Annotated in this window: 28 protein-coding genes; 11 read left to right on the plus strand and 17 right to left on the minus strand. The window is 59.2% G+C overall.

Translation table 11 applies throughout. The annotated features are described in order from the left end of the window. Positions 1 to 5: 5 nt before the first annotated feature. The 6 genes from pssA (at position 6) to AB1805_09340 (ending at position 4,415) form a co-directional block, all read left to right on the plus strand. Positions 6 to 818 (plus strand): CDP-diacylglycerol--serine O-phosphatidyltransferase, encoded by an 813-nt coding sequence (gene pssA, locus AB1805_09315; GenBank protein ID MEW5745616.1) that lies wholly within the window; start codon positions 6 to 8, stop codon positions 816 to 818. Next, positions 815 to 2,320, plus strand: a complete 1,506-nt coding sequence (locus AB1805_09320) for a 2-isopropylmalate synthase (GenBank protein ID MEW5745617.1) — start codon at positions 815 to 817, stop codon at positions 2,318 to 2,320. Before pssA ends, AB1805_09320 begins: the two co-directional genes overlap by 4 nt. 436 nt (positions 2,321 to 2,756) lie before the next feature. Next, entirely contained in the window at positions 2,757 to 3,515 is a 759-nt protein-coding gene (locus AB1805_09325) for a class I SAM-dependent methyltransferase (protein ID MEW5745618.1), read from the plus strand. A gap of 3 nt (positions 3,516 to 3,518) precedes the next feature. Then, positions 3,519 to 3,644: a nuclear transport factor 2 family protein gene (locus AB1805_09330; GenBank protein MEW5745619.1), complete on the plus strand. Its 126-nt coding sequence runs from the start codon at positions 3,519 to 3,521 to the stop codon at positions 3,642 to 3,644. A 22-nt stretch (positions 3,645 to 3,666) separates the two neighbouring features. Beyond that, positions 3,667 to 3,906: a nuclear transport factor 2 family protein gene (locus AB1805_09335; GenBank protein ID MEW5745620.1), complete on the plus strand. Its 240-nt coding sequence runs from the start codon at positions 3,667 to 3,669 to the stop codon at positions 3,904 to 3,906. A gap of 17 nt (positions 3,907 to 3,923) precedes the next feature. Next, positions 3,924 to 4,415 carry an N-acetyltransferase family protein gene (locus tag AB1805_09340; GenBank protein ID MEW5745621.1) on the plus strand — a complete coding sequence of 164 codons (492 nt, stop codon included), beginning with the start codon at positions 3,924 to 3,926 and terminating at the stop codon, positions 4,413 to 4,415. Positions 4,416 to 4,604: 189 nt separating this feature from the next. Here AB1805_09340 and AB1805_09345 read toward each other — a convergent pair whose 3' ends face one another. The 3 genes from AB1805_09345 to AB1805_09355 form a co-directional block, all read right to left on the minus strand. Next, positions 4,605 to 5,270, minus strand: coding sequence for a PEP-CTERM sorting domain-containing protein (locus AB1805_09345; GenBank protein MEW5745622.1), 666 nt, complete (start codon positions 5,268 to 5,270; stop codon positions 4,605 to 4,607). Positions 5,271 to 5,598: 328 nt separating this feature from the next. Beyond that, complete coding sequence (locus tag AB1805_09350) at positions 5,599 to 5,994, minus strand: type II toxin-antitoxin system VapC family toxin (GenBank protein ID MEW5745623.1); 396 nt, start codon at positions 5,992 to 5,994, stop codon at positions 5,599 to 5,601. Continuing rightward, on the minus strand, positions 5,991 to 6,242 hold the full coding sequence (locus AB1805_09355) for a type II toxin-antitoxin system PrlF family antitoxin (protein MEW5745624.1): 252 nt from the start codon (positions 6,240 to 6,242) through the stop codon (positions 5,991 to 5,993). Before AB1805_09355 ends, AB1805_09350 begins: the two co-directional genes overlap by 4 nt. Before the next feature lie 181 nt (positions 6,243 to 6,423). Here AB1805_09355 and AB1805_09360 point away from each other — a divergent pair, with 181 nt between their 5' ends. Together AB1805_09360 and AB1805_09365 are read left to right on the plus strand one after the other, a co-directional pair. Next, entirely contained in the window at positions 6,424 to 7,479 is a 1,056-nt protein-coding gene (locus AB1805_09360; GenBank protein ID MEW5745625.1) for a hypothetical protein, read from the plus strand. 77 nt (positions 7,480 to 7,556) lie between these two features. Then, positions 7,557 to 7,943: a YbgC/FadM family acyl-CoA thioesterase gene (locus tag AB1805_09365; GenBank protein ID MEW5745626.1), complete on the plus strand. Its 387-nt coding sequence runs from the start codon at positions 7,557 to 7,559 to the stop codon at positions 7,941 to 7,943. Positions 7,944 to 8,055: 112 nt separating this feature from the next. Here AB1805_09365 and dacB read toward each other — a convergent pair whose 3' ends face one another. After that, the gene (gene dacB, locus AB1805_09370; protein ID MEW5745627.1) at positions 8,056 to 9,519 is read right to left on the minus strand and encodes a D-alanyl-D-alanine carboxypeptidase/D-alanyl-D-alanine-endopeptidase; all 1,464 of its coding nucleotides are present in this window, start codon (positions 9,517 to 9,519) and stop codon (positions 8,056 to 8,058) included. Positions 9,520 to 9,535: 16 nt separating this feature from the next. After that, positions 9,536 to 9,736: a 4-oxalocrotonate tautomerase family protein gene (locus AB1805_09375; GenBank protein ID MEW5745628.1), complete on the minus strand. Its 201-nt coding sequence runs from the start codon at positions 9,734 to 9,736 to the stop codon at positions 9,536 to 9,538. A gap of 275 nt (positions 9,737 to 10,011) precedes the next feature. On the opposite strand from AB1805_09375, the gene AB1805_09380 reads away from it, so the two are divergent. Further along, on the plus strand, positions 10,012 to 10,326 hold the full coding sequence (locus AB1805_09380) for a c(7)-type cytochrome triheme domain-containing protein (GenBank protein ID MEW5745629.1): 315 nt from the start codon (positions 10,012 to 10,014) through the stop codon (positions 10,324 to 10,326). Positions 10,327 to 10,368: 42 nt separating this feature from the next. Here the strand turns inward: AB1805_09380 and AB1805_09385 are convergent, their stop codons facing one another. Beyond that, positions 10,369 to 11,604, minus strand: coding sequence for a GGDEF domain-containing protein (locus AB1805_09385; protein MEW5745630.1), 1,236 nt, complete (start codon positions 11,602 to 11,604; stop codon positions 10,369 to 10,371). A 115-nt stretch (positions 11,605 to 11,719) separates the two neighbouring features. Between AB1805_09385 and leuC the strand changes: the two genes are divergently transcribed. Together leuC and AB1805_09395 are read left to right on the plus strand one after the other, a co-directional pair. Next, positions 11,720 to 12,979 (plus strand): 3-isopropylmalate dehydratase large subunit, encoded by a 1,260-nt coding sequence (gene leuC / locus AB1805_09390; protein MEW5745631.1) that lies wholly within the window; start codon positions 11,720 to 11,722, stop codon positions 12,977 to 12,979. A 3-nt stretch (positions 12,980 to 12,982) separates the two neighbouring features. Continuing rightward, positions 12,983 to 13,495: a RidA family protein gene (locus tag AB1805_09395; protein MEW5745632.1), complete on the plus strand. Its 513-nt coding sequence runs from the start codon at positions 12,983 to 12,985 to the stop codon at positions 13,493 to 13,495. Between the two features lie 48 nt (positions 13,496 to 13,543). On the opposite strand, the gene AB1805_09400 is transcribed toward AB1805_09395, so the two are convergent. The 11 genes from AB1805_09400 to AB1805_09450 form a co-directional block, all read right to left on the minus strand. Continuing rightward, positions 13,544 to 13,771: a hypothetical protein gene (locus AB1805_09400; protein MEW5745633.1), complete on the minus strand. Its 228-nt coding sequence runs from the start codon at positions 13,769 to 13,771 to the stop codon at positions 13,544 to 13,546. 178 nt (positions 13,772 to 13,949) lie between these two features. Then, complete coding sequence (locus AB1805_09405) at positions 13,950 to 15,641, minus strand: radical SAM protein (GenBank protein ID MEW5745634.1); 1,692 nt, start codon at positions 15,639 to 15,641, stop codon at positions 13,950 to 13,952. A 266-nt stretch (positions 15,642 to 15,907) separates the two neighbouring features. After that, positions 15,908 to 17,227 (minus strand): cell division protein FtsZ, encoded by a 1,320-nt coding sequence (gene ftsZ / locus AB1805_09410; protein ID MEW5745635.1) that lies wholly within the window; start codon positions 17,225 to 17,227, stop codon positions 15,908 to 15,910. 62 nt (positions 17,228 to 17,289) lie between these two features. Next, positions 17,290 to 18,594: a cell division protein FtsA gene (gene ftsA / locus AB1805_09415; GenBank protein MEW5745636.1), complete on the minus strand. Its 1,305-nt coding sequence runs from the start codon at positions 18,592 to 18,594 to the stop codon at positions 17,290 to 17,292. Continuing rightward, on the minus strand, positions 18,572 to 19,369 hold the full coding sequence (locus AB1805_09420; protein ID MEW5745637.1) for an FtsQ-type POTRA domain-containing protein: 798 nt from the start codon (positions 19,367 to 19,369) through the stop codon (positions 18,572 to 18,574). Before AB1805_09420 ends, ftsA begins: the two co-directional genes overlap by 23 nt. Before the next feature lie 18 nt (positions 19,370 to 19,387). Then, positions 19,388 to 20,338, minus strand: a complete 951-nt coding sequence (locus tag AB1805_09425; GenBank protein ID MEW5745638.1) for a D-alanine--D-alanine ligase — start codon at positions 20,336 to 20,338, stop codon at positions 19,388 to 19,390. A gap of 77 nt (positions 20,339 to 20,415) precedes the next feature. Then, positions 20,416 to 21,783, minus strand: coding sequence for a UDP-N-acetylmuramate--L-alanine ligase (gene murC, locus AB1805_09430; protein MEW5745639.1), 1,368 nt, complete (start codon positions 21,781 to 21,783; stop codon positions 20,416 to 20,418). Positions 21,784 to 21,817: 34 nt separating this feature from the next. Beyond that, a complete protein-coding gene (gene murG / locus AB1805_09435) occupies positions 21,818 to 22,924 on the minus strand; it encodes an undecaprenyldiphospho-muramoylpentapeptide beta-N-acetylglucosaminyltransferase (protein ID MEW5745640.1) in 1,107 nt (368 codons plus the stop codon). Continuing rightward, complete coding sequence (gene ftsW, locus AB1805_09440; protein ID MEW5745641.1) at positions 22,921 to 24,231, minus strand: putative lipid II flippase FtsW; 1,311 nt, start codon at positions 24,229 to 24,231, stop codon at positions 22,921 to 22,923. The genes murG and ftsW overlap by 4 nt, the downstream gene beginning before the upstream one ends. Continuing rightward, a complete protein-coding gene (murD, locus tag AB1805_09445; GenBank protein MEW5745642.1) occupies positions 24,228 to 25,637 on the minus strand; it encodes a UDP-N-acetylmuramoyl-L-alanine--D-glutamate ligase in 1,410 nt (469 codons plus the stop codon). Before murD ends, ftsW begins: the two co-directional genes overlap by 4 nt. A gap of 100 nt (positions 25,638 to 25,737) precedes the next feature. After that, on the minus strand, positions 25,738 to 26,793 hold the full coding sequence (locus AB1805_09450) for a D-alanyl-D-alanine carboxypeptidase family protein (GenBank protein ID MEW5745643.1): 1,056 nt from the start codon (positions 26,791 to 26,793) through the stop codon (positions 25,738 to 25,740). Positions 26,794 to 26,879: the final 86 nt, after the last annotated feature.

The following is a 26,879-nucleotide window of genomic DNA, read 5'->3' on the forward strand; positions in this document are numbered from 1 at the left end:
GCCACATGACCTTTGAACAGCGGCACGAGGGAGAGAGAAAGCCGAAGAAGGGCGTCTACCTGCTGCCGAATACCTTGACGCTCTGCGGCATGTTCGCAGGCTTTTTCGGGATCATGGCGGCGATCAACGGCAATTTCCTTCACGCGGCGTGGGCGATCATCATCGCCAATATCTTCGACGGTCTCGACGGCTGGATCGCCCGGCTCACCAATACCGGCACCCGCTTCGGCATCGAGCTCGACTCTCTTTCGGATGTCATCGCCTTCGGTGTCGCGCCTTCGATCATGATGTATAAATGGGCGCTCTTCCCCTTCGGGAGGCTCGGGTGGGCTGCGGCGTTCCTCTTTGTCGCCTGCGGCGCGCTCCGGCTCGCGCGCTTCAATGTCCAGACCGGGACCTCGGGCTCGAAGGCCTTCAAGGGCATCCCCATTCCCGGCGCCGCAACGGTCCTGGCGTCGATCGTTATCTTTTACTATGAGTTCTGGGAGGGAATTCCCGAGAAGCATGTCTTCTTCCCGGTGATCGTCATCCTCCTGTCGCTGCTCATGGTCAGCACGCTCAAGTTCCACGGCCTCAAGGAGGTCGATTTCAGGGAGAAGAAGCCCTTCTGGGCCCTCATCATCTTTGTGCTCATCCTCTTCGTGCTCCTCATTCACCCGTCGACGGCGATCTTCATCTTTGCAATGATCTACCTTGCTTGGGGTATAATTGAGAACATTTATCTTCTCATCAAGAAGAGGAAAATGAAGCTGGCGGAACAGCAGGGCGCGCCTCCCCACCCCATGAGGAGAGCAGAAGACAAGGAGAAGAAGGAATGAGGACCATCAGGATATTCGACACCACGCTCCGCGACGGCGAGCAGTCTCCCGGCGCGTCAATGAATGTTGATGAGAAACTGCAGGTCGCGAAGCAGCTCGTCAAACTGGGGGTCGATTGCATCGAAGCGGGATTCCCGATCGCGTCGCCCGGAGACTTCGAGGCGGTAAGGCGCATTGCGAACGAAGTGCCCGGCGCCACCATCGTCGGCCTCGCCCGGGCCAAGGAGGCGGATATCAAGAGCGCCTACGAGGCGATCAAGGATGCGCCGCAGCGGCGGATACACACCTTCCATTCCACCTCCGACATCCACCTGAAGTACCAGTTCAGGGTGAGCCGCGAGGAGGCGCTCAAGCGGTCCGTAGAGATGGTCACGCTCGCGCGGAGCCTTGCGGAGGATGTAGAGTTCTCGCCCATGGACGCGACGAGGACCGAAATCCCCTACCTCATCGAGGTTGTCCAGGCGGTCATAGAAGCCGGGGCTTCGACCGTCAATATCCCGGACACCGTCGGGTATACGACGCCTGGCGAGTTCGGCGCGCTCATCAGGGCGATCAAGGACAAGATCGGCGACAGCGCCGTGATCTCGGTGCATTGCCATAACGACCTCGGCCTGGCGGTCGCCAACTCCCTCGCCGCGATCCTCAACGGCGCGGGACAGGTGGAGTGCACGGTCAACGGCATCGGCGAGCGGGCAGGCAACTGCTCCATGGAAGAGGTCGTCATGAACCTCAGGACGCGGCGGGACTTCTACGATGCGGAGACCGCCATCAACACGAAAGAGATCATCCGCACCAGCAGGCTCATCACGAGGATCACCGGCATCCCTGTCCAGCCCAACAAGGCAATCGTCGGCGCCAACGCCTTCGCCCACGAGTCGGGCATTCACCAGGACGGCCTGCTGAAAGAAAAGATGACCTACGAGATCATCCGGCCCGAGGATATCGGGCTGCACCGCACCGAGCTGGTCCTCGGAAAGCATTCGGGCCGCCACGCCTTCAAGACACGGCTCCAGGAGCTGGGGTACGAGCTGAGCAGCGACGAGATCGAGACGGCCTTCCAGAAGTTCAAGCACCTCGCCGACCAGAAGAAAGATATCTTCGACGAGGACCTCGAGGCGATCATCTCCGAAGAGGTCTCGAAGATCCCCGAGACCTACAGTCTCGTCGACCTCTCGGTCTCGAGCGGAACGAACGTGAAGCCTACGGCAGCCCTCCGCCTGAAGATGAACGGCACGGTCGTCGACAGGATGGAGCACGGCGACGGCCCGGTGGATGCGGTCTACAAGGCCATCTCGGCCATTACGCAGACAAAGAGCAATCTCCTCAAGTTCGAGATAAAGAGCATCACCGGCGGTACGGACGCCCTCGGCGAGGTCTTTGCAACACTCGAGGAAGACGGCAGGACCGTCCGCGGCCACGGCGCGGACACGGACATCATCGTCGCCGCTGCAAAGGCGTACATCAACGCCCTCAACAAGCTGGCAGCACGGAAGCAGCAGTAGAGGCTTGCGCGAAAACAGCTCAGAGGAAGAGGCGAAGCCGTATCCCCCGCCTCTTCGCTGGTCAGTATGTCCCTACCTATCCGGCTTATTTTGCTCCCGGCTCATTGACAGTCTATTTGATTATGCGGTATGCCAGGAATGCCGGTCGTTTTTGACCTTCGACCGCAAGCTCGTCCGAAAAGCCGAAGGGATGGGTGCGTGCAAGGTAACGGAACCGTAATAAGTGAAAAGTACTATATCGCCGAATGCATCGGCCTGCCGGCCGTTACATGAAAGCCGGAACTCGTCCTGGCAGTCAATGTCAGATTAAGTCTAACCTTTTACATCAAGCTTTTTTCTTGAACTTGCACAGGCAGTCTGGTAGTATCGAGAAACTATCTGATAGCTGGTTAGGCCGTGACCGAATCTATTCACACCCATAAGGAGATTTCCCGAAATGGACATTCCACGGATCTTCAACATCACCGAAAGTGCTCACCGCATCCATAACCCACTCACACCCGAAAAGCTCGCCACTCTCGGCGCAGCGCTGCGTCTGGAAACGGGGACCCGAGTGCTCGACCTCGGCAGCGGTTCGGGTGAGATGCTGTGCACCTGGGCACGCGATTACGGAGTCATCGGAACCGGCATTGACATGAGCCAGTTGTTCACCGAGCAAGCGAAACTCCGCGCTGAAGAACTCGGCGTTGCCCATCACGTCAAGTTCATCCATGGCGATGCTGCCGGCTACGTCTCTGACGAGAAGGTCGGTGTGGCAGCCTGTGTCGGCGCCACTTGGATTGCCGGGGGAGTCATCGGCACTATCGAGCTTCTGTCGCAGAGCCTCCGCATCGGAGGGATCATCCTCATCGGCGAACCCTACTGGCGGCAGTTACCGCCGACGGAAGATGTTGCCAAGGGGTGTCTTGCCAACTCAATCTCCGACTTTCTCATGCTTCCAGAACTTCTCGCGTCTTTCGGCCACCTCGGCTACGACGTAGTTGAGATGGTTCTGGCAGACCAAGACGGCTGGGACAGATACGAGGCGGCCAAATGGCTCACCATGCGCCGATGGCTAGAAGCCAATCCCGACGACGAGTTAGCCAAAGATGTCCGAGCCAAACTGACCTCGGAACCCGAGCGCTACGCCGCTTACACTCGTGAATACCTGGGCTGGGGTGTGTTCGCGCTGATGCCGAGGTACAAAATCGATTGAGAGATGGAAAAGGTGAATAATGCGCAGGAGGAGATGAACATGATTCCCGAGCCGGCGGTATTTGCACAAGAATGGATCAACGCATGGAACTCGCACGATCTTGACAGGATTCTCAACCACTACAGTTGAAGACGTCGAGGTGACAAGCCCGATGATTAAAGTGGCCCTTGGCCTCGACTCTGGGACGATAAAAGGGAAGGACCATGTCCGGACGTACTGGCAGGCCGCCCTCCGGAAGGTGCCGGACCTCACGTTCACCCTGGTCGATGTGACCCGCAGTGTAGAATCTCTTGCGCTCTACTATAAATCCGTCATGGGGAAGATGGCGATCGAGACGATGTTCTTCGATCCGCAGGGTAAAGTATGCAGGGTGATTGCCCACTACAGCTGATAGATGAGGGGTTGAATATGGACTATACTATTTCTCCGATTACCAGCGAAGACCGGACAGCAATTATCGATATTTTCAATTACTACGTTGAGCACTCCTTTGCGGCATATCCGCAGAACAAGCTGCCCTATGAGGCATTCGACCACTTCATGAAGATGTGCGAGGGATATCCTGCTGCAGCGGTAAGAGACCCTCAGCAGAAGGTAGTCGGCTTCGGCCTGCTCCGCGCGCATAATCCCATAGATACCTTTTCAGAAACAGCGGAGATTACGTATTTTATGGACCCAGCGCATACGGGAAAAGGCATCGGAGGCTCCCTGCTCAGCTACCTCGAAGCCGAGGGAAGGAAAAAGGGCATACGTATTATCCTGGCCCACATATCCTCCCTGAACCCCGGGAGCATCCTGTTCCATAGGAAGAACGGCTTTGTCGAATGCGGCCGGTTCAAGGGCGTGGGCAGGAAGAACGGGCAGGCATTCGATACCATATGGATGCAGAAGATGCTGTAGGAGCCCGCTTCCCTTTAGAAATGCGGGGCACATCCCCGATTTCCTGACGAACTCTCGGTAGAAATGCGGGACACATCCCCGATTTCCACAAGATTTTACCCTAACCGACTTTCTTGCACATCACGAAAAAAGGAAAGCAGGGGGAACTTCCCCCTGCCCTCCAAAGACCAGATTACTCACATCATCAAATTACCCGCGTCGCCGCTTTGACATCATTGTCCTCGCTGCCAACCCCACCAGCCCTAAGCCAAACAGAAGCACTGTGCCCGGCTCAGGCACCGCCGCAACATCTCCGGGACGCACGGCAAGCGCGGAGAAGTTGTAGAACTTACCGCCCACTCCATGAGCGCCCACGGGGGTATCGAAACCCCACGCGTCATACGTACCGGCTGAATACGTCGTACCAGACCAGTAGAAGGAAGAGGTCAAGTGCACAAAGTCTCCGGTATTGAGTAAGCCCATGCTATTTTGAATTTTGCCTGAAGTGTCTAACCACCCATTATTCCCTAGCTCAGTATAAAACAGATGCCCCATCTCGCTGCTGGTGATGTTGTAGCCCACCGTAGTTGTGCCGTCATAACCGTAAACAGCCAGGCCATCCACTGTCGACGGCAGACGCCAGTCATCATAAATGGTGCCGTTGAAGGTAACTGTCAGGCCGGACGCCCAGGCCATCTGATTCTGCCATGAGGCAGGAGCATTCGTATAGTCATACCAGGTGATGTTCAGATCGGTGTCGTAGATCAGCTTATTACCGAGAGTATCCGTTCCACGGGTAATCAAGGTAGCCTGCGCCTGCGCCGAAAGTGCGGCAATGATCACTGCTGCAATAAGTAAAACAATTGTCCGTCTCATTACTTACCCCTGTTCTAGTATTTAAGATGGTCTATTGCAAGCAATTTCCAAGCCACTCCATAAGTTATTGATTATGTGACATTAGTCTTTAGGAAACTGTACAGTTTTCCGACACGGTGTCGGAAAACTGTACGATTTAATAGGAATAGAGCAGGATAGTCCGGTACTGCCAATGCGTTTCACAGGGGAGAATATGCGAGAACTGATGAATGGGGCGTTATCGTACACTGCCTGGGAGACCAACCAAGTACAGACTTTTACCTTCTGTTCAGGGTTTGTTCAAAACAACCGGAAGCTGCCTGGTCGCCCTTCTGATCTCGCCCCGTAATTACAGCAATGAAAAAAGAGAACTGCCTTTTAAAGCGCGGTCGAACGTATAGGTAGTGTCACACCCCTCGCTATGATTATTCCGGCCAATGAGGTAATCGGCTAGATCCCCAGCGCCGGTCGTGTAATCATGAACCGCCTGATGAACGAGATCTTTCATTTCGATTTCGAACTGTTTTGTGGCGAGTATTTTTTCGAGTACGCCGGCTATTTCCTTCTTGTCGTACCCATACGCAGATTCCAACACCCATACCAGCTCGCAAAGGACTATATGGCTCAGAAAGCAGCTCTTGCCTGCTGAAATGATTTTCGCGATGCAGGCAGACGCTTTTTGTGCCTGCTTTTCATCATCCCTGACAAGATAGCGAACCAGTACATTTGTATCAAGACCGCTCATCGCGTGCCGGCGCCTTTAAAACGTTTTTTGATTGCTGCCTGCATCTGCTCGGTAGAGACGGGCTTCATTCCAGGCCGGTGCAGGATTCCTTCGAGCTCTTTGATATCAACGGTAGCCGGCTGCAGCACGACCTTGCCGTCGTTTTGTATAACAAAATTGATCTTATCGCCGGGATTGAGATGCAGGTGTTCCCTTATCCTTTTGGGGATAGTGGTTTGCCCTTTCGAGGTAATCAGGGAGACAGGCATAGGTGCATACCTCCTTACAAATAATATCTATCCTTACTTTATAGTAAGAATATAACTCCCGTCAAGCGGCAGCTCCAAAGTTTCAGCCCGATTCACCGATAACTGAACCAAAGAGCAGGACATTCGACGGGTGCGACGCCCGTTCCAGCCGTTCATCTTGTACGGAGGAGAGTACCGCACCATGAAAATAGGCAGCTCGGACATCGTCATGCACAGCAGCAGCTCTTCGGGGAAAGCATACTCCCGCAAAGAGACGCTGAATGTTTGGATCGGTAACGAGAGGCCCGGCTCCGGCACTACTCCCCCCAACCGGTCTCTCCCGGTCTCCGTTACTGTGAGCACAACCGCCGTAGAAGTGTCTGCCTCGCAAGGGGGTACTACCGAAGACGGCCATATCCGCCTCGGCCCCAAAGAGAGGATGAATATGCTGCTTATCAAGGCGTTGATAAAAGCGCTGACCGGCAAGGATATCGATATCTCCCTCCCCGAGCTGCACGACCCTAAATCAGCTGTCATAGACGTGCAGGTCGCTGCGCCGGACCAAGCGGTTCCGGCGCAGCAGGGTGCGGGATGGGGCGTCGAGTACGACCGCCGCGAATCGCTTCGTGAAGATGAGACCCTGGTCTTCCGTGCGCAGGGAACAGTAAAGACTGCCGACGGCGCCGAGCTGCGCTTCAGCACGGCGCTTGCCATGAGCAGATCGTTCGTAGTCGAGAACAGCCTGAGCATACGGGAGGGAGACGCCAGGAAGATCGACCCGCTCGTTATCAATCTCGATGGGAAAGCAGTCGAGCTGGCTGAAACCTCTTTTGAGTTCGACCTGAACAGTGACGGTAAAAAAGAGCATATCGCGCTCCTCAAGCCGGGAAGCGGATTTCTCGCACTCGACAGCAATGGCGACGGCGTCATCAGCAGCGGCAGCGAGCTCTTCGGTCCGGCAAGCGGCAACGGATTCACCGAGCTGGCGGCATTCGATCAGGACGGTAATAACTGGATCGACGAGGCCGACGCAGTCTATTCACAGCTCCGCATCTGGATGAAAAACGCGGGAGGGGAAGATACGCTCTCCACGCTCGATGAAAAGAACATCGGCGCGCTCTTCCTGGGCAGCATCACAACGAAATTCGATATGAAAGATGCCTCGAATACATCCAGGGGAGAAGCAAAGAGCGCCGGCGTCTATCTCACGGAAAGCGGCAGCGCCGGAACGCTGCAGCAGATCGATCTAACCGTATAGCCGCAGATATTCCCTCTTCTTTCAGGCAAAAAACGTTCTTCTTCCACCGGAAAAACTGTTATACTTATTTTCGTATCATGCCCCACAGCATAAAAATAAAAGTCTACTACGAAGACACCGATGCAGGCGGTGTCGTTTACTACGGCAGGTATCTCGGCCTCCTCGAACGCGCGCGCACCGAATTCCTCTCAGAGCGCGGCATCAGCGTCGCCGACCTCCATTACCGGGGACTCTTTCTTGTCGTCACCCGCGTCGACATCTCCTATAAAAAACCCGCCCGCCTCGGCGACCTCATCGACATCACCACGGAGGTTACCGAAATCCGCAACGCCTCGATGACCCTGAAGAACCAGGTCCTGCGCGATAACGCTCTCCTCGCCGAGGCGCACGTCACCTTCGCCTGCATCGATAAAGACGGCAGGCCGAAGAGGCTGCCCGGAGAGTTGAAGGATCTGGGGACCTAGATTCCGCGGGCAGGGTATTTCTGCCGCGGCCGGCTGCCGGCTACCCGTGCTCAACTCACGAGGCCCTCGTCTTTCCGGAGATTCGGTCTCTTACGGAGCAGGAGAGCTGCGCTTAGCGCTGGCGCGAAAGGGTCGAGAGCAGGTCGCAGAAGCGATCCTGCAACTCGCGCGTATCGGCAGGAGAGCCGAGATAGTTGTTCGCCAGGAGGGAAAAGGCGAGCAGCTCGCCCTCACGTGTCGCGAGATAGCCCGAGAGCGCCCTCACCTGGCTGAAATAGCCGGTCTTGGCGCGGACATTGCTCTCGGCTCCCGTGCTTCTCATCCTCCGTTCGAGCGTGCCGTCGACTCCCGCAACCGGAAGCGAGTCATAGAAATAGCTGAAGTGCTCGTGCTTCGCCATGGCATCGAGCAGTATCACGGTGTGGAGCGGCGTCACGAGATTGAGCCGGGAGAGGCCCGACCCGTCGTGTATGGCGACCGCTTCGGGAGGTATCCCCATCGCGGCAAGCGTATCTTTCATCACCGCTGACGCCCGGGCCGTCGATCCCTCCCCACCGATGACCTTTCCTATGGTCCTGAAGAGCTGTTCGGCATAGAGGTTCCTGCTCAGCTTGTTGGTGATCCTGATGAGGTCGGATAACGGCGGCGAGGTATAAACGGCGACGGTCTTCGAGGAGGCGTACTCAGGCGACGTACGCAGCTCGCCGATGTCGAGGGCGCCTCCCGAAACAGCAATACCCTTCGATTCGAGCATCTCCTTCAAAACAGTGGCCGCGAAGTGTGTCGGGTTATGAACGCTGATGGATTGGGAGAGCGGCTGCGACGCCGCTGCTATGAAGCCCGAAATCCTGATGCGATTAGCGCCGGGCTCGCGAACAAAACGGAGCGCGTTGGGCCGGTCTGCCGGAGCGGTGACAGCCTGGTTTATGACGGTCACGTACCGGGTGTCAGGAGTAATCTTCACCGTCGCCGGGTCGCCGGCATGGGGTCCCGGCGTTATGTGGACGGTTATGCTGTTGTCGTTGAACGTGAGACCGCTGATCTGCGCCGCATAGCCGAAGGTCTCGTCATCCCAGGACCATCCTGTTCCCAGGAGCTGGTCGTCGAAGGCGGTATCGTCGCCGATAACCCTGCCCCTGATCTCCCGTATGCCTCCGGCGATAAGCTTCTCAATCCATGCTTCGAACACCGCCGCCGAAAGCGTGGGGTCGCCGCTGCCGCGCACCACGAGGTCGCCGTGGAGTATGCCGTCCTTTGCTTCGCCGACCGCCGAGAGCTCGGTGGTGTACCTGAACTCGGGGCCGAGCTTTACGAGGGCGACGGCGGTGGTGAACAGCTTCATGCTCGAGGCGGGAGTGAACGCCTTCTGTTCATCACGCCGGTAGACGACCCGGCCGGTCTCGGTCGACCTCACGGCCGCGCCCCACCGCGCAGCGGCAAAGGCGGGAGCATCGAAAAGCTCATCGAACCCGGTATCCCGCGGGACTGAAGCGCAGGCGACGAGGGAGAGGAACAGGAGGGCAACCAGACCCGCCCTCCAGCTCTTCTCCCCTATCCTCTCGACGATATTCCCCACCGCTGCTCCACGACGGTCAGCCGCGCTGCCGGCGGACGGTCACCGACTCCCCGCCGATCCCCCAGTTATCGGTCTCGACCTCGTCGATAATGACCATCGTCGTCTGGGGGTTCTTTCCGAGCACCTCGGCCAGCAGTTTCGTAGCGCCGCTGATGAGCTGCGCCTTCTGCTCCTGTGTCGCTCCGTCCTTGGTTATCCTGATGTTGACATAGGGCATACGCCTCCTCCGTGTACGAGAAATCACCTTTATGATTATACCATTAGTTCCCCCGGACACCTGAAAGAGGAGACTTTCGCCCGAGGCCCTGAACAGGGGACCTGATAGAGGGATCCACTTCGAACAGATTTTTGATGAGACACTTCGGGGGATTGAAAACAGGGGGGCCGTTTTGTTTATAATGGAGCCCAAGGTCTCCGGCCCTGGGGATCAATCATCAAAGGGGGGCAGCCGGTGTCCGCGTCGGACGCGAGGAGGGCTGCAGCACCGATCTTATGAGGATGCCTATTTTCCTTTCGGCTCTTATCCTGCATCTCGCTTTATCGGGCAGTGCAACCGCAGTTCCACCCGGCAAGAAGGTGACGTGGAAGACAGCGATGGGCGCCGTGGTCTTCAGCGGCAGCGTTCATGCAGACCATGGGGTCTCCTGTGTCGACTGCCACCCGCAGGTTTTCGATCAAAAAAAGGGCGCCGCCAGATTCAAAATGTCCGATATAAAGGCAGGAAAGTTCTGCGGGGCATGCCACAACGGGGAGAGGGCGTTCAAGGCAAGCGACGGGCTCAACTGCTTACGGTGCCATAACCGTTAGGGAAACGGCCGGCCCAGTTTCAGGTACGCACGGCCGGGAATGCTATGCTATCCAGGCGACCTGGTCGCGCCCGGAGTTTTTCGCCTTGTATAAGCCGTCATCCGCCTTTTTCAGGGCGGCGTCCATGTCCTTGTCACTGCCGGAGACACAGGAGATACCGAGGCTCACCGTAATGGTTATTGTCTGCCCGCCGGGCACGGTAAAGGGGGTCTCCCTCACCATCCGCAGTATGCGCTGTGCGATAGTAAGGGTCTCCTCGAAGTCGGTATTCGGCAGCACCACGAGAAACTCTTCACCGCCATAGCGGCCCACAAAGTCGTAGACACGAATCGAGCTCCTGATAAGGCTCGATAGATTCCTCAGTATTTCGTCCCCGACAAGATGTCCGTACCGGTCGTTGATGTCTTTGAAATGATCGACATCGACCATGATGAATCCCAGGAAATTCTTTATAATCCTGCCGTCGCTGTGCCTCACCACCTTCGAGAACTCTTCCTCCGCCCTCGTGATCAGGTAGCCCCTGGTGAACAGACCGGTCAGACCGTCGGTCTTTGCCATTCTTTCGAGCTCTTTCTGTGTCTCGGTCAATTCCTTCGTCGATTTGCTCATGAGCCCGAAAAGGATGCCGAACACAAAGAACAGCACGGCGGAGAGGATGAGGGAAAGCGACAGCATAACCTTCTTGATCTCGTTCTTATAGCGGGTGATGTCGATATATACCTCGAAGCTCCCGATCACCTCATGATCGTCATTGATAATCGGCAGGTATGTTTCAACCACATCGACATTGAAGCGTTTTTCTCCCTCGAGGTCGAGGATGCCGTCTTTTTTCAATATTGTGGAAGCAATCTCGCCCTTGAGCGCCCGTGCCAGCAATTCGTTCTTGGCATCCACTCTTCCGACAATCGAATGATCAGTGCTGTAAACAACCCTCTTGCCGGCATCGAAGAGCTTGATCTTATACATATTGAAGGGGTGAAGGTATCGTTTCATCCTCAGGTCAAGCTCAGGGAGATATTCCGGGGAAATGGAAAAGGTCTGCTTGCCGTCCGCTCCTGCTGAAACCAGCCTCTCCTGCTCCCGCTCGTATATCGCATAGGCAACGCTCATCGAGTTCATTTCAGCTTCGCGGATTATATGGGAGGAAAGTATGCGGTAGATACCGCCGCTCACGAGCAGGAGGATGGAGATAACCGAGAGGACCGAGAACACCGTGAATACCCGCAATACCTGCTTGGGATTCCTTCTGCTGCTGATGGAGGTCAGCGGTTCTGCCATGGTGGAATACCATAGCATATTGCCCTACCCACGTCAATCGACGCACCCCGCCCTTGTCAATCCCCCTTTCATAACGATATAATAGCTTTTTCAATGATTTCATCCTGGAGGGACCATGACGATTACCGAGAAGATTCTTGCAGCCCATGCCGGCAAAAAGGAAGTATCCCCCGGCGAGCTGATAAATGCAAAGGTCGATCTGATCCTTGCCAATGACATCACCGCTCCCATAGCCATTCAGGAGTTCAAGAAGACCGGCGCGAAGGGGGTCTTCGACAAGGAGCGGGTGGCGCTCATCCCCGACCACTTTACTCCCCAGAAGGATATAAAGGCTGCCGAGCAGTGCAAGATGCTGCGGGACTTTTCCCGCGAGCAGCGCCTCGACCTCTACTTCGAGGTAGGCAGGATGGGCGTCGAGCACGCGCTCCTGCCCGAGCAGGGGCTGGTCGGGCCGGGCGATCTCGTTATCGGCGCCGACAGCCATACCTGCACCTACGGCGCCCTCGGCGCCTTTGCGACCGGCGTCGGTTCGACCGATGTCGCAGCCGCCATGGCGACCGGGGAGTGCTGGTTCAAAGTGCCCGAATCGATGAAGTTCGTCTACCGCGGGAAGCTGAGCAAGTGGGTCGGCGGCAAGGACCTCATTCTCCATACCATCGGCGATATCGGTGTGGACGGTGCGCTCTACCGGGCGATGGAGTTCGAGGGCGAGGCGATACGGAGCCTCCCCATGTACGGCCGTCTCACCATGTGCAACATGGCGATCGAAGCCGGCGGAAAAAACGGCGTCATCGTGCCCGATGCCGTTACCGATGACTATGTAAAGGGGAGGACACGGAGACCTTATACCTTCTACACCTCCGACTCCGGGGCGCGCTATGCGGAGATCAGGGAGTACGACTGTTCGAGGATACCGCTCACGGTCGCCTGCCCTCATCTGCCTTCGAATACCAAGCCGGCGGCGGAGCTCGCCCATATCACCATCGATCAGGTCGTGATCGGCTCCTGCACCAACGGAAGGCTCGAGGACCTGCGCGAGGCAGCGCAGGTGCTCAAGGGCAGAAAGGTCAATGCCAATGTCAGGATGATCGTGATCCCCGCAACGCAGCTGATCTACAAGCAGGCGATGCAGGAGGGGCTCATCGATATCTTCATCGACGCAGAGGCGGTGGTCTCGACCCCGACCTGCGGTCCCTGCCTCGGCGGCCACATGGGTATCCTGGCGAAGGGAGAGCGTGCGCTGGCGACGACGAACAGGAACTTCGTCGGCAGGATGGGCCATCCCGAGAGCGAAGTCTACCTCTCCAACCCGGCCGTAGCCGCAGCTTCAGCGGTACTCGGCAAGATCGGGGTGCCGGAAGAGCTGGGGCTATAGGAGATGACACCTGAAGAGAGACTGAAGTCACTCGGCATCACGCTGCCGGAAGCGCCGCAGCCGCTCGGCGCCTATGTTCCCTGTGTCCAGACAGGAACCCTCCTGTATGTGAGCGGAATTCTCCCCCTGCGCGAAGGCGCACTCGCCAGGAGGGGCAAGGTCGGCGATACGGTATCGCCGGAAGATGCCCGGGAGGATGCCCGACAGATCGTTATCAACGCTCTCGCCGTCGTGACATCCTTCCTGGGGAGCCTCGAACGGGTCAAGCGGTGCGTCCGCCTCAACGGCTATGTGGCTTCCGCTCCCGATTTCGCGGAGCAGCCGAAGGTGCTCAATGCAGCATCGGACTTGCTCTTCGAGATACTCGGAGACGCGGGGAGACACACCCGGACAGCGATAGGCGTGGCCGTCCTCCCGCTCGATGCGCCTCTGGAAATCGATTTCATCTTCGAAATTGCGCCGCAGGTCTCCTCGGATCGGGCCACTGTCTCGCAGCCGGCAGAGATGCGTTTCTAACGGGAAAGAGGGCGGGACACCACTCGTGGTGTACAGGACGACAGGTGCTTACACATACCATTCACTGCTCGTTCTCAGCCGCTGCCCGCAGTGAGGGCAGAAGTTCAGCTTGATCCGGTGCAGGCTGAAGTCAGGATAGACCTCTTCGAGAGGCAGGAAATCGATGCCGCTCTCCTTGATGGCAAGGCAGCACCAGTTCTCCTTGATATGGTATCGCCTGAAATCAGTCCATAACGACAAGGTAGAGGTGTCTCCCCTCCTATCATCATCATTCATGGGAACCTCCTCCGGCCATCTTCTCTCCGGCCATCTTCCAGCCGGCCATCCGGCAGTAGCTGTTACCAAAAAACCGTTTTCTTCCTGCATACCGGCTTCCACAGAGCGGGTATCCCGCCCTCTTCTTATATATATTATGCCCCTTTTTAAGGTTTGAAGCATGTTTTTATTCAGCAACTCAGGATATCCTTTCGCCTGCCAGCGCTTCGTTATACGCGGACCAGAGCTTCTCTTTGGAGATGCCGGCATCGATGAAATCCCACGGCAGGACCTCGTCAAACCCTCTTGCCCGGAAAAGACAGGGTTCCGGAGATATCCCCGCTGCAGCAGAAGCCGCCCTCCAGTCGTCGGTATGAGCCATCGCTTCGAGCACCGGGGCGATGCGCCGGCTGCCCCGGCTGAAGAGCCCCTGCATGAAGGCATACTTCGGGACATCGTGGAATACCTTGATACCCCGCTCATTCTTTACCGCATCCTTTATCGTCTTCATCTTTCTCTTCACCGAATCAAGCGCCTCCATGGGGTGCCATTGAAAAGGGGTAAAGGGCTTCGGGACGAACGTGCTGATGCTCGCTACGAGAGAGCCCCTTGCGGAGAGCGCCCGTATCTTCTTCACCAGTCCGGCGATACCGGCGACATCTTCCTCCGTCTCGGTCGGCAGCCCGATCATGAAGTAGAGTCTCAGGGTCTCGATGCCGGCAGTCAAGATGAGCTGCGCCGTCTCCAGGATATCCTGTTCGGTGATCCTCTTGTCGATCACGCTTCTCATCCGCTCCGTACCCGCTTCGGGCGCGATAGAGACGCTCTTATGCCTCTTGAGCAGCTCGACGAGCCCGGCGCTCTTCGCACTGGCGCGGAGCGAGGTGATCGAAAACTCGACGCCCTCCATGCAGAGGACCTCTTTCGCGTAGGGGTAATCGGAGAGCGAGGGGCCGATTAAGCCTATCCTGGTCTGGCCTGCCTTCGTCTGACCGGCCCGCGCCGCCTCGCCTGTATCAGCCGCATGGTCCTTTGCCCGCTCGATCTCGCCGGTGATGGCAGCGATATCTTTTTTCCGTGGTGGATTATAGGTATGCCCGACCAGGCAGAAGCGGCAGCTCCAGGGGCAGCCCCGCATCGCTTCGATCAGATACATCCCCGAAAATTCTGCCTCGGGGGTGACCACGGCGGTCGACATCGGCATGCGCGACAGGTCGCGCTGGATGCGCCGCTCCACCCGTTCCGGCACGCCGCCCTGTGCGCTCCTCCGGGCGACCCTGCCCTCGGCATCATAGGCAACATCGTAAAATTCGGGGACATAGACTCCCTGCAGCATCAGGAGCGCTCTCTTCAGAACATCCCGGTCCGCCTGCCGGCGGTAACAATCCAGAAACTCCCCGAGCGCCTCCTCTGCCTCGCCGATGAAGACGACATCGAGGAAGGGCGCGAGCGGCTCGGGGTTGAACGACATGCACGCCCCTCCTGCGATCAGCAGGGGATGATACCGCGTACGCGCGGCAGTGCGGAAGGGAATGCGGGAGAGGTCGAGGATACGGATGAGATGGGGATAGTCGTTTTCGAAGGAGACCGAGAAAGCGACGATGTCGAACTGATCGAGAGGCCGCCGCGACTCGAGGGAAAAGACGGGCGTCCCTGTTCTGCGGTGCTCCTCGAGGTCCTTTTCATCAGGGAGGAAGGCGCGCTCGCAGACGACATCATCGCGGCTGTTCAGGAGCCCGTAGATGCCCTGGAAGCCGAGGTTCGACATCCCCACACGGTAGGTATTGGGATAGACGAGGCATATCCGTATCCTGCCCCCCGGGTCCTTATAGATCGTACCCTTTTCCCTGGCAAGGAGGGCAGCGGCCTTTTCGAGAAGCCGTCGATTCACGGCAACGACCGCGCTGCGCGACGCGCAACGCGTGATGAGTATGCGGAAGCAATCATACTCCTATTGTAACTCATCACGCGGGCCGGCGTGCTGCAAACGAGGAGCCGGAGGAGGAGCGAGGTGAGGCATTTGGAGCGGCTTGGGCAGCCCGGGCGAAGCCAGGATGGCGGAGCGGGCTGCCCCGCCTCGGAGCAAGGCGTGGATGCCTTGCGAGAATGAGCGAAAATGACTCGCCTCGCTCCTCCGATCCCCTGCACGTGCTCTGCTTACGAGGCCCCTGACTGCCGACGCAGGAAGGTAGGAATATCGTAGAGGTCCTCTGCTCCAGCCGCGGCATCGTTCAGCGAGAGCTGCTTGTCCGGAGAGGAGCCCGGGGCGTCGGCCGGGCGCTTCTGCTGCTGATGCGGCGCGCTCTCCGAAACCCTCTCGAGCGGCTCGAGCGGCAGCTCCTCGCGCCTCGACGGCGAAGCGCTGTAGCTCTCTCCCGTCTCGCTCACCGTCTCCTTCAGCGGCTCCCGAGCCGGGGGCAGGGGCATGCTCTTCGATAATATTCTCTCGGAACCCTTGAGGCTGACCGGCTCTTTCTTCGGCGTCCACTTCCTGATCTGCGGCAGCTCGGCCTTCTCCACCCTGTCCTCGAGCCCCGTGGCGATAGCCGTCACCCGCACGCCGCTCTCCATGTCCGGGTTGATGACCGCGCCCAGGATGATATTCGCATCGTCGTGGGCCGAGTCGTGGATGAGCGAGGCCGCCTGCTGAACGGCGTCGAGCGACATGTCGAGACCGCCGGTGATATTGATGAGAATGCCCTTCGCCCCTTCGATCGACGACTCCTCGAGAAGGGGGTTCGATATCGCGCGCTTCGCGGCCTCGAAGGCGCCGTTTTCTCCCTCGCCGCAGCCCACGCCGATCACCGCCTTCCCCGCATTCTCCATGACCGACTTCACATCCGCGAAATCGAGGTTGATGAGGCCGGGGATGAGGATGAGGTCGGAGATGCCCTGTATGGCCTGGCGCAGCACATCGTTCGCTACCGAGAAGGACTTCAGCAGCGGCGTCCCCTTCTCGACGACGAGATGGATCCGGTCATTGGGGACCACGATGAGGGTATCGACCTGCTTTTTGAGCTCACGGATGCCCTCTTCCGCATTGATCGCCCGCTTTCTCCCTTCGTAGTAGAACGGCTTCGTCACCACGCCCACGGTGAGGATGCCCAGCTCCTTCGCCATGCTCGCGATGACCGGGGCAGCGCCGGTGCCGGTGCCGCCTCCCATGCCTGCGGTAATGAAGACCATATCGGCGCCTTCGATGCAGCCCAGGAGAGAGTCCCTGTCCTCGAACGCCGCCTCCCTCCCGATGACGGGGTTCGAGCCGGCGCCGAGTCCCTTGGTCAGGTCGGCGCCGATCTGTACCTTCACCGGGGCCAGCGAGGCGTCGAGGTGCTGGCTGTCGGTGTTCACCGCTATGAATTCTATGCCGAACAGGTTGGCGGCGACCATGCTGTTGATCGCATTACCGCCGCCGCCGCCGACGCCCACCACCTTTATTTTCGCGATAAGCCTTCCCACATCCTGGAGCTCAAACATGATAACCCCCTTTGGCAAAAAATAAAAAGTAAGAGGTCGAAATGATTTATTCCGTTTACTTCCTACTTTTTCCTTATGATTTTTTTGAACCAGCCCGTCATCCTCGTTACGATCCTGCTCAACACCGCCGAAGAAACCGCACTGTTTTCAGCGGGCAGCAGCACCTCGGCGCCGTGCAGGACCAGGCCGATGCCGGTGGCATACAGAGGACTGTCGAAGGCCTCCTCGAGCCCGTTGACCGGGAGCGGGGCAGGAGCATCATCCGGGAAACGGTCCAGCGCCCTGCCCGGATACCCGATCCTGACCGGCATCGAGAGGACCGCTTCAGCCATCCGATCGAACCCCGCAAGCAGCGACGAGCCGCCGGTGAGGACGACCCCGGCAATCGCGATACCGCCCCCCTGCACGGTCCGCATCTCCTCGTTGATGAGCTCCAGCAGCTCTTCGGCCCTGGGGTGGAGGATCTCCTCGATATACTTTTTCGGAATGCCGCGCACCTGCCCGTCGAGGGAGACGACCTCGACTTCGGCGTCCCCATTCGTACCGGCAGGGAGCGGCGTGAGATCGGAAGGAATTACAGAGCCGTAATGCTTCTTCACCCGCTCCGCCTCATGGAAGGGAAGCCGCAGCCCGACCGCGAGGTCGTTGGTAAAATGGTTGCCGCCGATCCCCAGCACCGCGGTATGCCGCAGCCACGAATCCTGGTACATCGCCATATCTGTCGTACCGCCGCCGACATCGACCAGCATGATGCCCATTTCGCGCTCATAGGGCGTCAGCGTCGCTTCGGCAGAAGCGAGCGGCTGCAGGATGATATCGGCAACCTCGAGGCCGGCGCGCTCGCAGCATTTGATCAGGTTCTGCACCGAAGTGACCGCGCCGGTGACGATACAGACCTTGACCTCGAGCCGCACGCCCGCCATGCCCACGGGGTCTTTGATCCCGTCCTGCCCGTCCAGAATGAAGTCGGTGGGGAGCACATGCAGTATCTCCCGGTCGAGAGGGACATAGATGGCGCTCGCCGCATCAATCGCCCGCTCAACGTCCTCGGGGGTGACCTCTTTTCCCTTGATACCGACCGCCCCGTAACTGCTCGCGCTCTTTATATGGCTCCCGGCGATGCCGACGTAGACCTCCCTGGTCCCGACACCCGCCTGTTCCGCGATCTCCGCGATCACCTTCTTGATCGTCGCGGCCGTCGCCTCCAGGTCGACGACGACCCCTTTCCTCAGCCCCGAGGAGGGATGCGAGCTCACCGCGCGTACGGTGACGCCCTCGGCCCCGAGCTCTCCGACGATGGCGCATACCTTGGTCGTGCCCACGTCGAGACCGACGACGACCGGGTTATCTCTTTTTCTTCTTTCCATGCTGCTCTTCCCCCTGCGGCTGCACATCCGGGGATGCCTGGCTTACCGGCTTCACTACGATCTTGTTGGCGAAGCGCAGATCGATGGAATCGACCTGCATGTTTCTTCTCTGGATCTCGTCCTTGACGAACTCGAGCCGCTCGAGCTTCTTTTCGAAGTCCCCCATCCCCACTTTCACCGCTACATTTTCGACAGTGAGCGTGAGGTCCTCGGGCCGCGCCCCGGTGATGACGATATCGCCGTCATAGGCGACGACATTCCTCGCCCGCAGCACGCCCATGAAGCGCACCGCCTCCGCATAGGTCGCCCTGTTGACCGAGGGATCGATATCCTTGATGACCGGCAGGAGGAGCAGGGCGCCCTCCCTGAGCTGCTCGAGTATCCGGCCATCATTGTCGATAAGATACGGCGCGCCCGCGAGGCTCAGGATCGCGACAGGGACCCTCTCGGTAACTTTGACGAGCACCCTCCCCGAGAGCTCCTTGCGGACCGCCACCTCTTTGATCCAGGGCGACCGCTTGAGATTTCCATAAAGCTCTCTGCCGGAGCGCGCGAAGAGCTCGTCGCCCGTCCTGACCCTGATCAGGGATTTCAGCTCCTCGTTCTTCAAATGATGATTACCGATGAACACGATATCCTTTACGGTCACCAGGTGCTTGATCAGCAGGGAGAAGCCGAGACCGATGATCAGCATGAGAGAGAGCGGGAGCACCACGCTGCGCAGCCGCCTTCTCTCCTTCCTTCGCTGTAACGATCTGAGATTCCTCCTCTTCATTTCAACGACCGATGCCGGTCATGAGTGAGCTCGCTCTCCTGCCGCGCAGGCGAGTATCTCCTCGATCAGGTCGGGGAATTCGAGGCCCGCGAGCCGGGCTATCTTCGGAAGGAGGCTCGTCTCCGTCATCCCCGGGATGGTGTTCACTTCGAGGAGGTAAGGGTTGTTCGCCTCATCGAGGATGAAATCGACGCGGGTAGCCCCCTTGCATCCCAGTGCGCGGTGGGCGCGGAGCGCGAGTGTTTCGAGCACGGTGTACGCGGCGCTATCGATCTCGGGGGGCAGGATGTACTCGGTGAGGCCGGGGGTATATTTCGCCTCGTAGCTGTAGAACTCCCGCGACGGCCTCACTTCGACGCCGCCGAGGGCGCGCTGGTCGAGAATGCCGATCTGCACCTCCTTGCCCTTCACGAACGTTTCTATGATGATGCGGTCTCCGTAGGCAAAGGCGTCCCTCACCGCGTCCTCTATCTCGCCCTCCTCCTTCACGATGCTGACCCCGATGCTCGACCCCTCGGTGGCGGGCTTTACGACCCAGGGCAGCGGGATGCCGACCATGGTGATGAGGAGCTGCAGGTTGATCCGGCTGCCGCTGCCGAGCTGCCCCCGCCGCACCACCATGAAGGGAGTCACCGGTATCTCGTGATAGGAAAAGACCATCTTCGAGGCCTCCTTATCCATGGCGAGCGCTGACGCCATGACGCCCGAGCCGGTATAGGGAACGCCGAGCACCTCGAGGAGTCCCTGCACAGCGCCGTTTTCCCCTGCTCCGCCGTGCAGCACCACAAAAGCGAGCTCCACCCGCTCGCGCTTCAGGACCTCGCAGAGGTCCTCTCCCGCATCGATGAATACCGCATCATAGCCGCGGCTCAACAGCGCCTTATGCACCGCGCTGCCGCTTCTGAGGGAGACCTCGCGCTCCGCCGAGGTCCCTCCGGCAAGAACGCCGATACGCTTCGCCGTTATCATGAATCTCCCGTCCTCTCGTTTCTCTCGACCGTTTGTTACACACTCACCGGCGCTGCCCCCCGGTGCTCCCCTGCCTCTTACAACGCCTTCAGAATCTCTTCGCCCATCTTGTAGACATCGCCCGCGCCGAGCGTGATGAGTACGTCTCCGGGTGAAAGGTGCGCCGTTATATGGGCGATCATGTCCTTCCGCTCAGGTATGTAGTCTATACTCTTGAAGCCGCTTTTTTCTATCGCCTCGGCGAGCGCCGCGGCGGTAACGCCCTCGATCGGCCTCTCGCCGGCAGGATAAATGTCCATCAGGAACAGCCGATCGGCATCACAGAAGCTCACGGCAAACTCGTCGAGCGCGTCCCGGGTCCTCGTATAGCGGTGGGGCTGGAACAGGACCAGGACCCGGCGGCCGTCGAAACACTGCCGCGCCGCTTTCAGCGTCGCCTGCACCTCCGAGGGATGGTGGCCGTAGTCGTCGAAGACCTTGATGTCCCGTTTCTCTCCCTTGAGCTCGAACCGGCGATGGATGCCGCTGAAATTGCCGAGGGCCCGCGCAACCTTCGCGACGGGGATCTGCAGCTCGATGGCGGTGGCGATCGCAGCGAGGCTGTTGAGCACGTTGTGCTCGCCCGGAATGGGGATGGCAAAGGTGCCCAGCGAGCCGCCCTTGAAGACCGGCTCGAAGCTCATCCTGGTGCCGAGATTCCTGATATTCCGCGCATAGATATCCGCCTTGGGGGAAAACCCGTAGGTCAGCACCTTGCGCTGGATGGACGGAAGGATCTCCCGGACATGGCTGTTCTCTATGCAGACCACCGCCAGGCCGTAAAACGGTATCTTGTTGATGAAGGAGATGAAGGCCTGCTTGAGCGCCTCGATATCCTTGAAATAATCCATGTGCTCTTTATCGATATTGGTGATGACCGCGATGGTCGGGCTGAGCTTCAGGAAGGAGCCGTCGCTTTCGTCGGCTTCGGCGACGAGGTAGACGCCCTGCCCGAGCTTTGCGTTGCTGCCGATGGCATTGAGCTTGCCGCCGATGACCACGGTCGGGTCGAGACCGCCCTCGCCGAGGGTAGTGGCGATGAGCGAGGTGGTCGTCGTCTTTCCATGAGCGCCGGCAACCAGTATGCCGTACTTGAGCCTCCCCAGCTCGGCGAGCATCTCCGCACGCGGGATGACCGGGATGGCGCGATGCTTTGCCTCGATGACCTCGGGATTGTCCGGGGCCACCGCCGAGGAGATGACGACGACGTGAGCGCGGTCGACATTCTCCGCGCCGTGCCCGATATACACCTTTATGCCCAGCGCCCGCAGGCGCGCGGTGGTATCCGACTCCCGCATGTCGGAGCCGGTCACCTCGTAGCCGAGATTATGCAGCACCTCGGCGATACCGCTCATGCCGACCCCCCCGATGCCGACAAAATGGATGATTTTATACTTGTTGAACATCGCTCCCCATGCTCCGTTATATCGTAGAGTACGCTTATTTGGCCGTCTGCTGCTTGATCAGGCTCTCGGCTATATCGACCACCCGCTCCGCCGCATCGGGCCTGCCGAAGACGACCGCCGCCTTCTGCATCTCCCTCCGCGCCTCGGCATTGCGGACGAGCTCCCGTATGGCCCCGGCGAGGGTCTCGCCGTTGAGCCTGCTCTCGAGAATGACCCGCGCGGCTCCCATGTCCTCCAGCTTCCTCGCATTGTGCTCCTGGTGGTTGGCAGCAGCGTACGGAAACGGAATCAAGAGGGCCGGCTTGCCGATCGCCGTCAGCTCCGCCAGGGTGGTCGCCCCTGCCCTGCAGATGACCATATCGGCGGCGGTATACGCTTCCGCCATCTGGTAGATGAAAGGGACGACAATGCCGTGGAAGCCCTTGCTCCGGTAGCCTTCGGTCACCCGCTCAGCGTCCCGCTCACCCGTCTGGTGAAGGAACTGGATATTGTGCCTTAAATCCAGGAGGTAATTCAATGCCTCGAGCATGGTCTGGTTGATGCGGTGGGCGCCGAGACTGCCGCCGAAGACGAGAATGGTGAACTTATGCTCGTTGAGGGGAAAGAGGGCGAAGGCCTTCCGCTCATCCCTGTTCAGGATATGCTTGCGTATAGGGTTCCCGGTGAGGAAGGTCTTTTCCTGGGGAAAGGAGGAGATGCTCTCCTGGTAGGTCACGGCAATGGCATCGGCGAACTTCCCGAGGAATTTATTCGCGAACCCCGGAACGGAATTCTGTTCGTGGATCAGCGTCGGAATCCCCTTGAGGGAGGCGGCAAGCACCATACCGACCGACGCATAGCCGCCGACGCCGATGACCAGCGAGGGCCTGACCTCCTTCAGGATGCGCAGGGAGTCGAATATCGAGACGATGAAGAGCAGCAGCGCGCGGATCTTTCTGGTGAACGGCTTTCCGATCAGCCCCTCGGCCTTGAGGAGCTTCAGAGGATATCCCTCGCGGGGGATGACCCGCGCCTCGATGCCGTGCGAGGTCCCGACGAAGACGATCCCGTCGGCGCTCCCCCTGTCTTTGAACTCTTCCGCTATCGCGATGCCGGGGAACAGATGTCCTCCCGTCCCTCCTCCGGCGATGATAATCTTCATTCTCTCTTTCCAAACGATCGGTGGTATTGCGCAGCCTTCTGTGCAGCCTGGCGATACCCGTAGCCCCTTCCCCATTGCGATGCCGGACGGGATGCCATAGACCGCGATGCCCCGGCGCCTGCAGCGGCCGGAGAGGGCGTGCTCCTCTTCTGGCTCCTGCTCTGGCCTGCCCCCGCCGGAACGGGCGTCTGCTTCCCCTGCTCTCCTGTTCGCGAGACATTGAGCAGCAGCCCTATGGCGAGCATGTTCACCATGAGCGACGAGCCTCCGTAACTGATGAACGGCAGCGGCAATCCCTTGGTGGGCACCATCCCGGTCACCACGGCAAAATTGATGACCGCCTGAATGGCGATCATCATGGCGATGCCGAAGGCGAGATAATAGGAAAAGCTGTCCTGCGTCCTCCGGGCGATGGTAATCCCCCTCAGGAAGAGCACGAAGAAGAGAAACGCCACGCCGACAGCGCCGACGAACCCCAGCTCCTCGCCGATCAGCGAGAAGATGAAGTCCGTATGCACTTCCGGGAGGAACGAGAGCTTCTGCATCCCCTCGCCGAGCCCCACTCCCGTAAGCCCGCCGCTGCCGAGGGCGATGAAGGACTGCACGAGCTGGAAGCCGCTGCCCTGGGGATCTTTCCAGGGGTCGAGAAAGGCCACCACGCGCTTCATCCGGTAGGGTTCGGACACCAGCTTAATGACAACGGGAATGCCCAGGACGCCGAGGGAAAAGAGATACCGCAGACGGATGCCCGACAGAAAGAGCATCGCCATGGTCAGGATGGCGAGGCTCATTACCGCGCCGAAATCGGGCTGCTTGAGGAAGACGACCTGGAACGCGCCCATAATGACGACGGGAATAAAGAACGAAAGGAACCGGTCTCTCCTGAAGCTCGCCAGGCTCATGTAGTAGGAGAGAAAGACCACCATGCAAAGCTTCACCAATTCGGATGGCTGAAAGGTGGACGGCCAGACGCGTATCCACCGCCGCGCGCCCCCTGCGGTGACGCCGAGGGGCGTAAAGACCATCAACAGACAGATGAACGACAGGACGAGCAGGGGAATCGCGAGCTTCTTCAGCCATTCGCGCGGAACCCTGCAGGCGACCAGCATGATCGTGAGGCCCAGCCCCACGGTGAAGAGCTGCTTCCCGAGAAAGCCGAACTGGCTTACCGCCACTCCTTTCTTGCGGTATTTCTCGATCACGTCGGGAGAGATGACCGACGTAGAGCTGTAGACGGCGGTAAGCCCGATGAGGATGAGCAGGAAGACCAGCACCACGATCCAGCGATCATACGAGGCCTGTTTCATAGCGCGTTCACCAGTTTTTTGAACTGCCTGCCCCGGTCCTCAAAATCCTTGAACATATCGAAACTGGCGCACGCCGGGGAGAGGAGCACCACATCGCCCGGAGCGGCGAGCTGTTTCGCCCGCGCGACGGCGCTCTGAAAGTCGTCTTCCATCACGGTCTGCGCAACGTCCCCGAGCGCCTTCCGCAGCTTCTCCCGGGCCTCGCCGATGAGGACGAGCGCTTTGACGCGCTCCTTTACGAGCGGCCGCAGCACGGCGAAGTCGCTGTCCTTGTCCCTGCCTCCTGCGATAAGCACCACCGGCTCCGAAAAGCTCTCGAGGGACTTGATGACCGCTCCCACATTCGTTCCTTTGGAGTCATTGATGAAGGTCACGCCGTCGAGCTCGCGCACCGCTTCGAGACGATGCTCGAGGCCGGGAAAGCTCCGGAGCGTCTCTGCCACGGCATCGGCGCCGCAGCCCGACACCAGGGCCATCAGCGATGCGGCCATCGCGTTTTCGATGTTGTGGACACCCTTGATGGCGATGGCGGAGCCAGGGACCGCAAAGTCCGGCGGCGCCGTAACACCCTGCAGGCGGGGGATCGAGAAGACGATACGCCCTTCGCGGTAATACGCCCCTTCGACGGGCCGCTTCCTGCTGAAATAGAGGATGCGGGGGGAGCCCTTGATACGGTTCAGCACCTCCTCCGTCATCTCGTCGTCCGCATTGAGGATGAGAACATCGCCCTCGCGCTGGTTGAGCGCTATCCTGCACTTCGCCCCGGTGTATTCCTCAAGGGAGTGGTAGCGGTCGAGATGATCGGGGGTAATGTTCAGGATCGAAGCGCAGGTCGGCCTGAAGGTCTCGATCGTTTCGAGCTGGAAGCTCGAGACCTCCACGACGAAACACTCCGCACGGCCCCCCTGTTCCGTGCTCCCGGAGAGCACCTCGGTAAGGGCCGTACCGATATTGCCGCCGAAGAGGGTCCTGAACCCGCCGTTCTTCATCATTGCGTAGACGAGGGAGGCGGTCGTCGATTTTCCGTTGGTGCCGGTGACGGCGAGCAGCAGCGGTCTCTTCGCCTGCGGGAGGGCGTCCTCGCTTATCAGCTGATAAGCGAGCTCCAGCTCACCGATGACGGGAATCCCTCGTGCCGCAGCCTGCCGCAAGGGAGCGATCGTGAGGGGCACACCGGGGCTGATCACGATGAGATCGGTCTCCTCGAAGAGCGAGAGGGGATGATGACCGAGCTCCTTCTTCACGGCGGGGTCGAGATGATCGAGAAATCCGGCGAGCTCCTGCGGCTTCTTTTTATCGGTGACGGTTACGGCGGCGCCGAGCCGGGAGAGCAGATTCGCTGCGCCGACGCCGCTGCGCGCAAGGCCGACAACGGTCGCCCGTTTACCGTTCAGATCCCGCACCATCCGCCCGGCGCTGCCAGCATAACCCGATACGCAGCACGCCGTGCGCAGACGTCTACGGGGGAACTGCGGCGATCACGAGGATTTTCTTTGCGGAAGCCGCTCATGAAACGCCCTTCTCCGCCGCTTTCTTCCCTTCGTTGGCAAGATTGACGCCGGAGCTCTTCTTCTTGGGCTTCTTGGCGACCGCTGTCTTGACCTTTTTCGCTTTGGCTTTCTTCACGCTCGCCTTTTTGACCGCCGTCTTCTTCACGCCCGTCTTCTTGGCGAGCTTCGCGCTTTTGTACTTTTTCTTCGAGGGAGCAGTGTACGACGCCAGTACGATGGGGCTTTCATTCGCGCTGGTGAAGTAGATCATGGGTTCGGCCTGCTGCGCAAGCACCTCATAGCCTTTCACCAGGAGCATCCTCGAGTCCTGCCAGAGGTCATCCCGCACCGACTCGCCGAGGACCGCGGTGATCAGCGTGCTCTGGTCCCTCGATGCAGCGGAGACGAAGCAGTGGCGGGCCGCCCTCGTGTAGCCCGTCTTTCCGCCGATGAACTCATCATCGGTCCAGAGGAGCTGGTTGGTGTTCTTGACGAAGAGGCGCCTGCCGTCGAGAGAGGACACCTCCTTGGTCCTCGTATTGAGGATCTCCTTGATGAGGGGATAGCTCAACGCCTCTTTCATGACCTTGGCGAGGTCGAAGGCGGTGATGTACTGATTCGGTCCCGGGAGGCCCGAGGCATTGGCGAAACGGGTATTCTCGGCGCCCATCTGCGCGGCCTTCTCGTTCATGAGCGCCACGAACGCCGCCTCGGAGCCCGCAGTCGCCTCGGCGAGGGCGACGGCGGCGCTGTTGACGGACCTCATGAGCGCGAGCGAAAGCATCTCCCGCACCGTATACCGCTCACCCGCCCGGATATAGGGAGACACGGAAGGGGTGTTCGCCGCATTCCTGCTCACTGTTATGATTGTTTCGGGGTGGAGCCGGTCGAGGGCGACCATGGCGGTGACGAGCTTGGTCGTGCTCGCCGGAGGAAGCTTCCAGTTGGGATTCTTCGCATAGAGTATTTTTTCCGTTACGCCGTCGATGACAATGGCAGCCCGTGCGGTTATCTCTTCAGCGCGGACCGCCGGGCCCTGGAAGAGGACCAGGGAGAGGAAGAATGCCGCCACTCCCTGCACGATGCGGAATGCAGGCCGTGATGCGGCGCGGGACACTATTCGACAGGCAGTACGGCATAGTACGTTCATATATCACC

It is taken from the genome of Nitrospirota bacterium (assembly GCA_040752355.1).
In the GTDB taxonomy this organism is placed as follows: Bacteria; Nitrospirota; Thermodesulfovibrionia; order Thermodesulfovibrionales; family Dissulfurispiraceae; genus JBFMCP01.

What these genes read in the sequence shown, in the direction of transcription:
- pssA (MEW5745616.1), top strand. Translation starts at nt 6, where the DNA reads ATGACCTTTGAACAGCGGCACGAGGGAGAGAGAAAGCCGAAGAAGGGC.
- AB1805_09320 (MEW5745617.1), top strand. Translation starts at nt 815, where the DNA reads ATGAGGACCATCAGGATATTCGACACCACGCTCCGCGACGGCGAGCAG.
- AB1805_09325 (MEW5745618.1), top strand. Translation starts at nt 2,757, where the DNA reads ATGGACATTCCACGGATCTTCAACATCACCGAAAGTGCTCACCGCATC.
- AB1805_09330 (MEW5745619.1), top strand. Translation starts at nt 3,519, where the DNA reads ATGGAAAAGGTGAATAATGCGCAGGAGGAGATGAACATGATTCCCGAG.
- AB1805_09335 (MEW5745620.1), top strand. Translation starts at nt 3,667, where the DNA reads ATGATTAAAGTGGCCCTTGGCCTCGACTCTGGGACGATAAAAGGGAAG.
- AB1805_09340 (MEW5745621.1), top strand. Translation starts at nt 3,924, where the DNA reads ATGGACTATACTATTTCTCCGATTACCAGCGAAGACCGGACAGCAATT.
- AB1805_09345 (MEW5745622.1), bottom strand. Translation starts at nt 5,270, where the DNA reads ATGAGACGGACAATTGTTTTACTTATTGCAGCAGTGATCATTGCCGCA.
- AB1805_09350 (MEW5745623.1), bottom strand. Translation starts at nt 5,994, where the DNA reads ATGAGCGGTCTTGATACAAATGTACTGGTTCGCTATCTTGTCAGGGAT.
- AB1805_09355 (MEW5745624.1), bottom strand. Translation starts at nt 6,242, where the DNA reads ATGCCTGTCTCCCTGATTACCTCGAAAGGGCAAACCACTATCCCCAAA.
- AB1805_09360 (MEW5745625.1), top strand. Translation starts at nt 6,424, where the DNA reads ATGAAAATAGGCAGCTCGGACATCGTCATGCACAGCAGCAGCTCTTCG.
- AB1805_09365 (MEW5745626.1), top strand. Translation starts at nt 7,557, where the DNA reads ATGCCCCACAGCATAAAAATAAAAGTCTACTACGAAGACACCGATGCA.
- AB1805_09375 (MEW5745628.1), bottom strand. Translation starts at nt 9,736, where the DNA reads ATGCCCTATGTCAACATCAGGATAACCAAGGACGGAGCGACACAGGAG.
- AB1805_09380 (MEW5745629.1), top strand. Translation starts at nt 10,012, where the DNA reads ATGAGGATGCCTATTTTCCTTTCGGCTCTTATCCTGCATCTCGCTTTA.
- AB1805_09385 (MEW5745630.1), bottom strand. Translation starts at nt 11,604, where the DNA reads ATGGCAGAACCGCTGACCTCCATCAGCAGCAGAAGGAATCCCAAGCAG.
- leuC (MEW5745631.1), top strand. Translation starts at nt 11,720, where the DNA reads ATGACGATTACCGAGAAGATTCTTGCAGCCCATGCCGGCAAAAAGGAA.
- AB1805_09395 (MEW5745632.1), top strand. Translation starts at nt 12,983, where the DNA reads ATGACACCTGAAGAGAGACTGAAGTCACTCGGCATCACGCTGCCGGAA.
- AB1805_09400 (MEW5745633.1), bottom strand. Translation starts at nt 13,771, where the DNA reads ATGAATGATGATGATAGGAGGGGAGACACCTCTACCTTGTCGTTATGG.
- ftsZ (MEW5745635.1), bottom strand. Translation starts at nt 17,227, where the DNA reads ATGTTTGAGCTCCAGGATGTGGGAAGGCTTATCGCGAAAATAAAGGTG.
- ftsA (MEW5745636.1), bottom strand. Translation starts at nt 18,594, where the DNA reads ATGGAAAGAAGAAAAAGAGATAACCCGGTCGTCGTCGGTCTCGACGTG.
- AB1805_09420 (MEW5745637.1), bottom strand. Translation starts at nt 19,369, where the DNA reads ATGAAGAGGAGGAATCTCAGATCGTTACAGCGAAGGAAGGAGAGAAGG.
- AB1805_09425 (MEW5745638.1), bottom strand. Translation starts at nt 20,338, where the DNA reads ATGATAACGGCGAAGCGTATCGGCGTTCTTGCCGGAGGGACCTCGGCG.
- murC (MEW5745639.1), bottom strand. Translation starts at nt 21,783, where the DNA reads ATGTTCAACAAGTATAAAATCATCCATTTTGTCGGCATCGGGGGGGTC.
- murG (MEW5745640.1), bottom strand. Translation starts at nt 22,924, where the DNA reads ATGAAGATTATCATCGCCGGAGGAGGGACGGGAGGACATCTGTTCCCC.
- ftsW (MEW5745641.1), bottom strand. Translation starts at nt 24,231, where the DNA reads ATGAAACAGGCCTCGTATGATCGCTGGATCGTGGTGCTGGTCTTCCTG.
- murD (MEW5745642.1), bottom strand. Translation starts at nt 25,637, where the DNA reads ATGGTGCGGGATCTGAACGGTAAACGGGCGACCGTTGTCGGCCTTGCG.